The sequence below is a fragment of the Mesorhizobium sp. M7A.F.Ca.CA.002.05.1.1 genome (assembly GCF_003998335.1).
Taxonomy (GTDB): domain Bacteria; phylum Pseudomonadota; class Alphaproteobacteria; order Rhizobiales; family Rhizobiaceae; genus Mesorhizobium.
The window spans coordinates 1-10,324 of sequence record NZ_RZQI01000127.1 but is presented as its reverse complement, the minus strand read 5'-3'; the positions used below and the strand labels follow the sequence as shown (position 1 = coordinate 10,324).

Below are 10,324 nucleotides of genomic sequence, written 5' to 3'. Positions count from 1 at the left end.
AACCACCGCATGGACGAGCCGTCCAAGGCGATCCTCATTCCCGCCAATCGCTTCGAGGTGCTGGAATGCCGGGCCGCCCTCGACGCCAACTATCTCGGCGCGCAGGACACGCCTCCCTTGATCGATGGCGGGCTCGATGTGCTGGCCCAGCATGTGCTCGGCTGCGCCTGCGGCGCGCCATTCCGTGCCGATGACCTGTTCGAGGAAGTGCGAACGGCTGCGCCCTATGTCAGCCTCGACCGGACGACATTCGACCGCGTCATCGATTTCGTCGCCACCGGCGGCTACGCGCTCAAGAATTACGAGCGCTACGCCCGCATACGCCTGAACAAGGATGGGTTCTGGCGGGTGTCCAATCCGCGCGTCGCCCAACAATACAGGTTGAATGTCGGCACCATCATCGAGGTGCCGGCGCTGAATGTGCGCTATATCAAGGCCGGCGGCAAAGGCGCGGCTTCGCGCGGCGGCCGGGTTCTCGGCAAGATCGAGGAGGCCTTCCTCGAAACGTTGACGCATGGCGACACCTTCATGTTCGCCGGCAAGGTGCTGCGCTTCGAAGGCATCCGCGAGAATGAATGCTTCGTGTCGAACGCGCCCGGCAGCGATGCCAAGGTGCCTTACTATGGCGGCGGCAAGTTCCCGCTTTCGACCTATCTCGCCGAACAGGTCCGCATCATGCTGGACGACCCGCAGCGATGGAAGAAGCTGCCCGAGCAGGTCGCCGACTGGCTGCGATTCCAGGCCGACAAATCGGTGCTGCCCAAACGCGATGACCTGCTGATCGAGACCTTTCCACGAGGCAACCGCCATTACCTGGTGGCTTATCCGTTCGAGGGCAGGCTGGCGCACCAGACGCTCGGCATGCTGCTCACCCGCCGTCTCGACAGGGCGGGAGCCAGGCCGCTCGGCTTTGTCGCCACCGACTATGCGCTGGCGATATGGTCATTGGGCGACATGGGCGCGATGTTCAAAGCAAGGAAGCCTTCGCTTGGCGCCCTTTTCGACCAGGATATGCTGGGCGATGACCTCGAAGCCTGGCTGGCCGACAGCTGGCTTCTCAAACGCACCTTCCGCAATTGCGCGCTGATTTCGGGGTTGATCGAGAAACGCCATCCGGGCCAGGAAAAGAGTGGTCGCCAGGTCACGGTCTCGACCGACCTGATCTATGACGTGCTGCGCAGCCATGAACCGGACCACATCCTGCTTCAGGCGACACGTGCCGATGCGGCCACCGGCCTGCTCGATGTCAGTAGACTTGCCGACATGCTCTCGCGCATCCAGGGTCGAATCGTGCATAAGGCACTCGAACAGATATCGCCGCTCGCCGTGCCGATCATGCTCGAGATCGGCAAGATGCCGGTCCATGGCGAAGCCGATGAAACGCTTTTGATGGATGCGGCGACTTTGGTCGAGGAGGCCATGGGGCCGGAAATGGCTGAGGAATGAATTTTTCGCTGGCGCGCACATCGCTGATTGCCGAGGCCGACCTTGTCGGCATATCAGGCGAGCGCGCCGTCTGCGACCCACGCGGCGTGCTTTATTTTCCGGATCTGCGGCTTCTGGCCGTGTCCGATCTGCATCTGGAAAAGGGTTCGTCGCTGGCACGCCGCGGCACGCTGATCCCGCCCTACGACACCGGCGCGACCTTGTTGCGGCTTCAGGCCGTGATATCAGATTACCAGCCGTCGATCGTCATCAGCCTGGGCGACAGCTTTCACGATGGCGGCGGCGCCCAGCGTATGCATGCAAGCTTCCGCGAGCGGCTGGAAGCGCTGATGGCAGGCCGAGACTGGTTCTGGGTCGCCGGCAACCATGACCCGGAAGCGCCAGCCGATCTGCCCGGCGAAACGGTGCGTGAACTTGCTATAGGCTCGCTGCTGTTCCGGCATGAGCCGTCGAAGCAGCGTGTCGAAGGCGAAATAGCGGGCCATCTGCATCCCTGCGCCCGCATAGTCCAGCAGGGACGCTCGGTGAGGCGGCGCTGCTTTGCCGGCGACGGCGGCCGCATGATCATGCCGGCCTTCGGCGCCTATACCGGTTCGCTCAACGTCCTCGACCACGCCTATGCCGGGCTGTTCCGGCTGGACACGCTGATGGCTTATATGCTGGGCGCCCAACGCATCTTTGCCATTTCCGGCTCGATGCTGCGGCCGGGCTAAACAGCCTTACCTGCCATAGTAGAGCGTAACCGTGTGCTTCGCCTCGGCGAAGAACAGCCAGCGCTCGACCAGCATGCCAGCGAACTGGATTGCAGCAGCAAGTATCGACAGCAACGCTGCCAGCGGCCCTGGCAGGGCGAACACAATGGCGAGCAGCCCCAAGGGCAACGCGAAGGCCAGAACCTGCGTGATCTGGCGCAGCCGCGCGCCATGCTTGCGTGCGATGCGGAACCCCATCTCCTTGAGCAGGTAATTCTCCTCGGTATGCGGCCATTCCAGCGACCGCACTGTACCGCCGGCCAACCCGGTTGCGGTGTTGGCGGTGGTCGCGATCTCCAATCGGTCGTTGTAGCGCCAGGTCGCCACTTTCCAGCCCCAGCCGAACAAGGTCAGCAGCAGGCAAGCCGCCAGCTGTACCTTCGAACCAAGCGCAAAGCCCTGCAGCAGCGCGTTCAGCAGCACGCTGCCGGTCATCGCCGAAAAGATGAGGTAGCCGGGCAGGGTGAAGCGGCTGTGCCACTGGGCGATCGGCTTCAGCGACGCATAGATCATGCCGGTGGTGCAGACGGTGACGACCGCGCCGATGGCAGCCAGAAATCCGGCGATGCCGACCCAGCCATCGATGCGGCCGAGAAACACCCAGCCGATGCCGAACAGCCCCGCCGGAATGAAGGTGATGACCGAGGCGACGCCTTCGCGCGACAGCCATGAACTGCGCCATTGCGAGAACGCCCGCCAGGCGCGTTCGGGACGGCCGAGGTGACCCGTTGAAGACAACAACCCGGCCACGATGAGACCGAGTGCCAGGCCCATGCCGACAAGGCCCAGCCAGAAATCAGGCGGGATGATCTGGAAGCCTCCGAACATGCCCAGCAGCGCCAGCAGGCCGTAGCCGGCGCCGGTGGCGGTGGTGAAGAAGACGACGGAGAAGGCTGGATGCATGGGTCAGTTCGAAAGCATGCGGTCGACCCAGCCGAGGAAACCGCCTTCGGCCCGCACCGGTTCCAATGCCGGCGCGGCCACCGATGCGGCGCGCGCGGTGTGGGCGCGCGGCGGCAAATATTTGTTGGTCGGGCGATAGCCGAGCTCGGGCATCAGGTCGACACCGCCGCGCTCCGCCACCAGTTGCGACACAGCCGACAGGGGATCGCCGAGGTCGCCGAAATGGCGGGCGCTGGTCGGGCAAGCGGCGACGCAGGCCGGTACGCGGTCCTCTTCGGCCAGATTGTCATTGTAGATGCGGTCGACGCACAGCGTGCACTTCTTCATCACCCCGACATCGGTGTCGAATTCGCGTGCGCCATAGGGACAGGCCCAGCTGCACAATTTGCAGCCGATGCACTTGTCCTCGTCGATCAGCACGATGCCGTCCGAGGCCCGCTTGTAGGACGCGCCGGTCGGGCAGACGGTAACGCAGGCCGGTGTCTCGCAATGCAGGCAGGAGCGCGGGAAGTTGACGGTGCGCCCGCCCATCTCGGTCGTGTGCTCGTAAGCGTGCACGCGGTTGAACCAAACGCCGTCGACATGGCCGCCATAGGGGTCGATGTCGGTCAGCGGCGCCATGTGGCCGCCGGTGTTCCATTCCTTGCAGGCGGTGACACAGGCCTGGCAGCCGACGCACGTATCGAGGTCGATGACGAGGCCGAGTTTCTTGTCGCTTTGGCTTGGCAGACAGGTCATTCAGTCGTCTCTCTTGCCCGGCGGAATTCGGCGCCGAAAGTCAGCCTGTCGGGCGAGGGTTCGAAATGCGGTGGCTGCTGGAAACGTTCGAATTGCGGCTCGGTGAAGCCGGCTTCTTCGGCCGCGCATTTGACGATGCGCACGCGTAAATCGAACCATGCCGCCTGGCCGGTCACAGGATCGGAGTTCGAATAGCGTTTGCCCTGAGCGTCAGCCGAGGTCTGGTCGCCGATGATATGGTTGAGCAGGAAGCCGCGGTTGCTCTCGGCCGCGTCGTCCTTCAGCCCCCAGCTGCCGCGCCTTTTGCCGATGGCGTTCCAGGTCCAGACCGTGCTTTCGTTGACCCCGTCGATCAGCTTGATCTGCCCCTTCACCCTGCCGTTGATGCTTTCGATCCACACCCAGTCGTCGTCGACAAGGCCGAGGCCAGCTGCCGTACGGTGATGCACGAACAGCCGGTTCTGGCTGGTGATCTGCCGCAGCCACGCATTCTGCGATCCCCAGGAATGGTACATGTGCATCGGCCGCTGCGTCAGCGCATGCAGGGGAAATTTTTCGAGGTCGACGACCGCTTCCTCGAAGGGCATGTACCAGAACGGAAGCGGGTCCATGTAGGTCTCGATGCGTTGGCGATCGGCCTCTGGCGGCAAGACGTGACCGTGCCCACGTGCGGCCAGGCGAAAACGCTGCAGCGGCTCGGAATAGAGCTGGAAGACGATCGGTTCCGCCTTGGGGATGAAGCCCATCTGCTCCGCGAAATCGAGATAGGAGCGGTTGGCCATCTTGTAATAGCGCTGGTCGTCGGCGAAATCGTGGTGCCAGAAGCCGCCATTGTCGATGTAGCGCTGCATCTGGTCCGGGTTGGCCTCGCCCCTGCCAGTCGACGTCCCGTCCTTGCCGCGCCAGCCGGCGAGCGGGCCGATGCCTGATGTGCGCTCATGGTTGACGATGTAGTCGGCGTAGTCGGCATATCTGGCCGAGCCATCGTCGTTGACGAAACCGGGCAGGCCGAGCCGCGCGCCGAGTTCGATCAGCACCGATTGGAACGGCCGGACGTCGCGGTCAGGTTCGACGACGGGATGGCGGATGGCGTCGCCCGGTCCGTCGGCATGGCTGATCGGCCGGTCGAGCAGGCTGATGCAGTCATGCCGCTCAAGATAGGTGGTGTCGGGCAGCACGAGGTCGGCGAACGGCACGGTCTCGGAATAATAGGCATCGGAATAGATGATGAAGGGGATCTTGTAGTTGCCCGCTTCGTCGCTGTCGGTCAGCATGGCGATGGTCTCGACGGTGTTCATCGAGGAATTCCACGCCATGTTCGACATGTACATCATCAGTGTATCGATCGGGTACGGGTCGCCGTCCCAGGCATTGCGGATGACGGTGTGCATCAGGCCGTGTGCCGCCAGCGGTGCGTCCCAGGAATAGGCCTTGTCGAGGCGAAGCGGCGTGCCGGCCTCATCGACCAGCAAATCGTCCGGCCCACAGACGAAACCGAGTGGCATGCCGTCAAGCGGCGTCATCGGCTTGACGGTCTTGCCGGCCGGCTTCGGTCCTGGCGGCGCGGAGCGGGGGTAGGGCGGCTTGAAACGGAAGCCGCCAGGGACATCCACAGTGCCCAGCAACACCTGGAGGAGATGGATGGCGCGGCAGGTGTGGAAGCCGTTCGAATGGGCCGAGATGCCGCGCATGGCGTGCATCGAGACAGGCCGCCCCTTGATCGTCTCGTGCCGGCGCCCGGCCCAATCGGTCCACGCGATCGGCAACTCGATCGTCTGTTCGAAGGCGACATGCGCAAGTTCGGCGGCGATCCTGCGGATCGTATCGGCGGCAATGCCGCAGCGCTCGGCGACCGCGTCCGGCGCATAGCTTGCATCGAGGTAGCGGTCGGCGATGAGCTGGAACACCGGGACGCAGCGGCGCCCGCCGATCGTGAAGCTGCCCGTCAGTGCCGGCTTCGCACTGGCATCGGTGGCGCCGACAGGCGTCTTCGCAACCCTGTCCCACGCCAGCGGATTTCCGTCGGCGTCGCGCACGAACAGCCCGTCATCGGCGGCACCCGGCTCCTGCACGACGAGAACATGGGCATTGGTGTAGCGCAGCAGATAATCGAGATCGACGCGGCCCGCCTTGAGCAATTCGTGGATGAGCGCGAACACGAACAGCCCATCGGTGCCGGGCCGAATGCCGATCCAGTCGTCTGCAATGGCATTGTAGCCGGTGCGGCACGGGTTGATCGAGACGACCTTGGCGCCGCGCGCCTTGAGTTTGCCGAGGCCGATCTTGATCGGGTTGGAATCGTGATCCTCGGCGACCCCGAACAGCATGAAATACCGGGTGTTGTCCCAGTCGGGCTCACCGAACTCCCAGAACGAACCGCCGATCGTATAGAGACCACCGGCCGCCATGTTGACCGAACAGAAGCCGCCATGGGCGGCAAAGTTCGGCGTGCCGAACTGGCTCGCCCACCAGCCGGTCAAGGATTGGGATTGATCGCGGCCGGTGAAGAAGGCCAGCTTCCTGGGGTCGGTCCGGCGGATGGCCGAGAGCCGTTCCGTCGCGATCGAAAACGCCTCTTCCCACTCGATCTCGCGGAACTCGCCGGAGCCGCGCGGCCCGCTGCGCAGCAAGGGCTTCTTCAGCCTTGCCGGACCGTAGTGCTGCATGATGCCGGAGCTGCCCTTGCCGCAGATCACGCCGCGATTGACCGGATGGTCCTTGTTGCCGTTGATGTAGCGGACCTTGCCATCCTTGATGTGCACGTCGATGCCGCAGCGGCAGGCGCACATGTAGCAGGTCGTCTTGGCGATGCTGTCGGAAACATCAGGCGAGGTGTCGACGCCGTCGCCTTCGTCAGGCGCCCGCGTGTCGGCAAGCGGGCGTTGCGATGGTGCCGAATTCGCGCCGCGCGGCGGTCCCTGCATCATGATCCGGTGGCGCCTGTACGGCCCATGGATTTGGCCCGCGTCTTCGGTCCGGGGCCGCGCATGTAATGCTCTTCCGGGTGGTAGCGATCGCCGGCCAGCCGCCGTCTTATGCCGCGGGTCCAATGCGCAAGCAGGGATCTGAACCGCCCGATCATTCTGCTCTCTGCGATCTCTCGGCGAATTTTTTCTAACTTCACGAGGAAACTTAGAATAAAGCTACCGATCCGTCTAATCAGTTGTTCTTGTAAATTCGATCGATATTGGTTCTTAATACAGGCATGACCCTGGACCAGTTGCGCATTTTCGTCGCCGTCGCCGAGCGCGGCCATATGACCAAGGCGGCGGAATTGCTGGGCATTTCGCAGTCGGCCGCATCGGCCGCCATCCGGGCGCTTGAAGAACAGCACGGCGTCCATCTGTTCAACCGCGTCGGCCGCAACATCGAGCTTGCCCAGACCGGCCACCGGTTCCTGCCCGAGGCCAAGGCCGTGCTCGAGCGGGCCGCCGCCGCGCGCAATGTGCTGGAGCATGTCTCGCAGACCGTCACCGGCAGCCTCTCGATCGCCGCCAGCCAGACTATCGCCAGCTACTGGCTGCCGCGCCGGCTGGCTTCCTTCCACGAAGCCTATCCGGCCGTCAGGCTGAGCGTCTCCATCGGCAACACCAGGCAGGTCGAGGCCAATGTCCTCGATGGCGCGGCGGATCTCGGCCTGGTGGAGGGGCGCACCGAGTCCGACATATTGCGCCGCACCAAGGTCGACGTCGACAGGCTGATCCTGGTGGTTGCCAGCGCGCATCCGGAGATCCCCGAAGTCGCGCCCGGCCGCCCTGACATCAAGGGCCTGCGCTGGATCATCCGTGAGGGCGGTTCCGGCACGCGCGAGGTGCTGGAGGATCTGGCGCGCCACGAAGGGATTTCGCTCGCCGACCTCCAGATATTCCTGGTGCTGCCGAGCAATGAAGCTATTCGCCAGGCCGTCGAGGCGGGGGCCGGCGCCACCATCATTTCCGAACTTGTCGTGGCACGCGCCGTGGCCGAAGGCAGTCTGAGGTCGGTGCCGCTCCAACTGCCGAAACGCGACTTCGCCATGATCACCCATCGCGATCGCCAGGCAAGCCTGGCCCAGATTGCGCTCAAGGCGCATCTGGGTACGTCGGATCAACGGCGAGGGTTCGCTGAGATTCAGGTCAGGCCGAGTCGAAAATGGCTGATGCCGAGAACCGGAGCGGAGCGTACTTAAAGTACGTGAGCACCGGAAGCGCAGGTATCAGCCATTTGCAGGCCGGCATCACCTGAATATCAATGGACCCGGTCAACCGAACTTTCGCTGCGCATCCAGCGCCAGGCCAAGTCCGACCGAGCCGAACATGTCGCCTTCGATGACGGATGCCTGCGGCACCAGCGACAGGATTTCTCGCCTTGCCAGCGGGATCGCGGTCGATCCGCCGGTCAGGAACACCGCGGTGATGTCGGATGGCTTCACCTCAGCGTCCCGGATGGTCTGCGCTACCGTCGCCGTGACCCGCTCGATGTCCCTGGCGATCGTGGCATCCAGCCCGTTGCGCGTGATTTCGGCCGCGAACTCCGCACCCGGCAGCTTCACCACGACCTCCGCGGATGACCTGTCGGTCAGCTCTATCTTGGCTTTTTCGACAAGTGCGGCCAGCGCGTGTCCATAGCGGTGTTCGACGATGTGGATGAAACGGTCGACCAGGTCGGCGCGCTCGGCCTCGTAGCGGATCTGGCGCAGATGCGTCATCGCCTTGGCGGTGTAGACCAGGTTGATGCGCTGCCATGTCGCGAGGTCGATGAAGTAGCTTGCCGGCAGATTGCGCTTGCCGTCCTTGGTCGGCGTCAAATAGCCGAGTTGCGGCATGACATGGGCGATGCTCAGCAGCCGGTCGAAATCCGTACCGCCGATATGGACGCCCCGGCTGGCCAGGATGTCGTCCTTGCGGTCGAGCGACCGGGAGCGCTGCGGCGAGACGCGCACGATCGAGAAGTCCGACGTGCCGCCGCCCATATCGATGATCAGCGCCAGTTCCTCGCATGTCACCTTTTGTTCGTAGTCGAGCGCCGCCGCGATCGGCTCGAACTGGAAAGCGATGTGCTTGAAGCCCTGGCCACGGGCGGCGTTCTCGAGTTCGCTTTGCGCCTTCGCGTCGGCCTCGGCATCGTCGTCGACGAATTGCACCGGCCGGCCAAGAACGACGGTCTCGACCGTATCGCCGGCATCTGCTTCCAGCCTCATCTTGAGATGTCCGAGGAACATGCCGACGATGTCCATGAAGCCGATCGACCGCGATTTGATGCGGGTCTTTTCATGGGCCAGCGAACTGCCGAGCACGCTCTTCAGCGAACGCATCAGCCGGCCTTCGATGCTGTCGGTGTAGTTGGCGATGGCGTGACGGCCAAAGCAGGTGCGGTTGTCCTCGAAGTTGAAGAACACGGCACTGGGCAGTGTCACCTGGCCGTCCTCCAGGGCGACGAGGCGCGGCTGCCCGTTGCGGACCACGCCAACGGTGGAGTTCGAAGTGCCGAAGTCGATGCCGCCGAAGGCTGGTCGCATGACAAGTTCCTGTATTTGTCGTCGGCGAGCCGACAGGCGCCGAGAAATCGCGCGCTGCCCGGGGACGGGCTGCGCTGCCGAACCGAATTGTTTGTGTCTGCCATTTGGCTGGGGAGCGCGGTCTACCGCATGCCCCGGTAAAGGGAAACCACTTTTCGGGAAAAGTTCTGAAGTGCGTCGCGTTTGAGTGGATTCACGCGACGCACTTCAGGTCTTGATTCGATGCATGTCGCTCGCCCAAAAGCGGGGCCACCTTTGGGCGACATGCATTAATCCCGCCGGAAGATCAGCCTTCCAAGCCAGCCGGTCAGCATGGCCAGCGATATCGCGAAGACGCCATAGAGGAACGAATAATTGTGGGCGATACGGAAGATCGACTGTTCAAAACCGGATTTGCGGATTTCGAGCTGGGCCGAGCTTTCCTTGATGAACAGGCCGCTCTTGAACAGGAACGCGCGGGCTTTATGGGTTCCAACTGGCACATTTGGCGCCAGCCTCACTGTGGCGCGGAACAGGTTCTGCGACAGGAATTGCACGCCGCCGACATTCTCGCTGTAGAGGCCGGTCGCCGACTTGCGCTCCCGCAGTGCGGCCGTGAATTCCTCGATCGTCGCCGGGCTGTCGCCGGCATCGGCGGGCTGCATGTAGAGGTTGGAGGCGCCGAGCGACAGCTGCTTGTAGCTGTTGGGTTCGGTGATGTCCTGCAGCGGCCGCGTCGTCGCCACCGAATAGGAGACCGGCACGTTCTCGAAGGTCTCGGAATCCAGATTGACCCAGACGCCTAGCACCCTGTCCTTGCGGCGCACCACCACCGGTTTGGGCGGACCTTCGAGCACGACGATGACGTCGTAGCGGCCTTGGCGCGCGACAAGTGGATCCGGGTTTTCCAGCGAACCGAAAATGGTCAGGTCGGCCCCGGAAAAGCCGGCGGTGATCGAGACATTATCGGTGGAGAGACCGATCTGGATGCCTTCGGTCAGCGGAACCT

At 63.5% G+C, this 10,324-nt stretch carries 7 protein-coding genes and 1 pseudogene; 3 read left to right on the top strand and 5 right to left on the bottom strand.

Annotated features, from left to right (window positions below; all coding sequences use genetic code 11):
• Both EN939_RS09325 and pdeM read left to right on the top strand, forming a co-directional pair.
• Positions 1 to 1,446 (top strand): annotated as a pseudogene (locus EN939_RS09325) (DNA ligase-associated DEXH box helicase); the annotation flags it as partial.
• Positions 1,443 to 2,159: a ligase-associated DNA damage response endonuclease PdeM gene (gene pdeM / locus EN939_RS09320; protein ID WP_127267785.1), complete on the top strand. Its 717-nt coding sequence runs from the start codon at positions 1,443 to 1,445 to the stop codon at positions 2,157 to 2,159. The pseudogene EN939_RS09325 and the gene pdeM, both read left to right, overlap by 4 nt.
• 6 nt (positions 2,160 to 2,165) lie before the next feature.
• Here the strand turns inward: pdeM and EN939_RS09315 are convergent, their stop codons facing one another.
• From EN939_RS09315 to EN939_RS09305, 3 genes are read right to left on the bottom strand one after another with little or no spacing between them, the layout of a single operon-like run.
• Complete coding sequence (locus EN939_RS09315) at positions 2,166 to 3,101, bottom strand: dimethyl sulfoxide reductase anchor subunit family protein (RefSeq protein ID WP_127267784.1); 936 nt, start codon at positions 3,099 to 3,101, stop codon at positions 2,166 to 2,168.
• Positions 3,102 to 3,104: 3 nt separating this feature from the next.
• A complete protein-coding gene (locus tag EN939_RS09310) occupies positions 3,105 to 3,839 on the bottom strand; it encodes a 4Fe-4S dicluster domain-containing protein (protein ID WP_127267783.1) in 735 nt (244 codons plus the stop codon).
• Positions 3,836 to 6,766, bottom strand: coding sequence for a molybdopterin oxidoreductase family protein (locus tag EN939_RS09305; RefSeq protein WP_164749455.1), 2,931 nt, complete (start codon positions 6,764 to 6,766; stop codon positions 3,836 to 3,838). The genes EN939_RS09310 and EN939_RS09305 overlap by 4 nt, the downstream gene beginning before the upstream one ends.
• 278 nt (positions 6,767 to 7,044) lie before the next feature.
• Here EN939_RS09305 and EN939_RS09300 point away from each other — a divergent pair, with 278 nt between their 5' ends.
• Positions 7,045 to 8,007: a LysR family transcriptional regulator gene (locus tag EN939_RS09300; RefSeq protein ID WP_236383353.1), complete on the top strand. Its 963-nt coding sequence runs from the start codon at positions 7,045 to 7,047 to the stop codon at positions 8,005 to 8,007.
• A gap of 72 nt (positions 8,008 to 8,079) precedes the next feature.
• Here the strand turns inward: EN939_RS09300 and EN939_RS09295 are convergent, their stop codons facing one another.
• Together EN939_RS09295 and EN939_RS09290 are read right to left on the bottom strand one after the other, a co-directional pair.
• Positions 8,080 to 9,336 (bottom strand): Hsp70 family protein, encoded by a 1,257-nt coding sequence (locus EN939_RS09295; RefSeq protein ID WP_127267782.1) that lies wholly within the window; start codon positions 9,334 to 9,336, stop codon positions 8,080 to 8,082.
• Positions 9,337 to 9,605: 269 nt separating this feature from the next.
• Positions 9,606 to 10,324: TIGR02186 family protein (locus EN939_RS09290; RefSeq protein WP_127267781.1), on the bottom strand; the 719-nt coding region annotated here is incomplete at its 5' end.

Excerpts from the sequence above, each read along its gene's own strand:
- pdeM (WP_127267785.1), top strand. The coding sequence starts at position 1,443 with ATGAATTTTTCGCTGGCGCGCACATCGCTGATTGCCGAGGCCGACCTT.
- EN939_RS09315 (WP_127267784.1), bottom strand. The coding sequence starts at position 3,101 with ATGCATCCAGCCTTCTCCGTCGTCTTCTTCACCACCGCCACCGGCGCC.
- EN939_RS09310 (WP_127267783.1), bottom strand. The coding sequence starts at position 3,839 with ATGACCTGTCTGCCAAGCCAAAGCGACAAGAAACTCGGCCTCGTCATC.
- EN939_RS09305 (WP_164749455.1), bottom strand. The coding sequence starts at position 6,766 with ATGATGCAGGGACCGCCGCGCGGCGCGAATTCGGCACCATCGCAACGC.
- EN939_RS09300 (WP_236383353.1), top strand. The coding sequence starts at position 7,045 with ATGACCCTGGACCAGTTGCGCATTTTCGTCGCCGTCGCCGAGCGCGGC.
- EN939_RS09295 (WP_127267782.1), bottom strand. The coding sequence starts at position 9,336 with ATGCGACCAGCCTTCGGCGGCATCGACTTCGGCACTTCGAACTCCACC.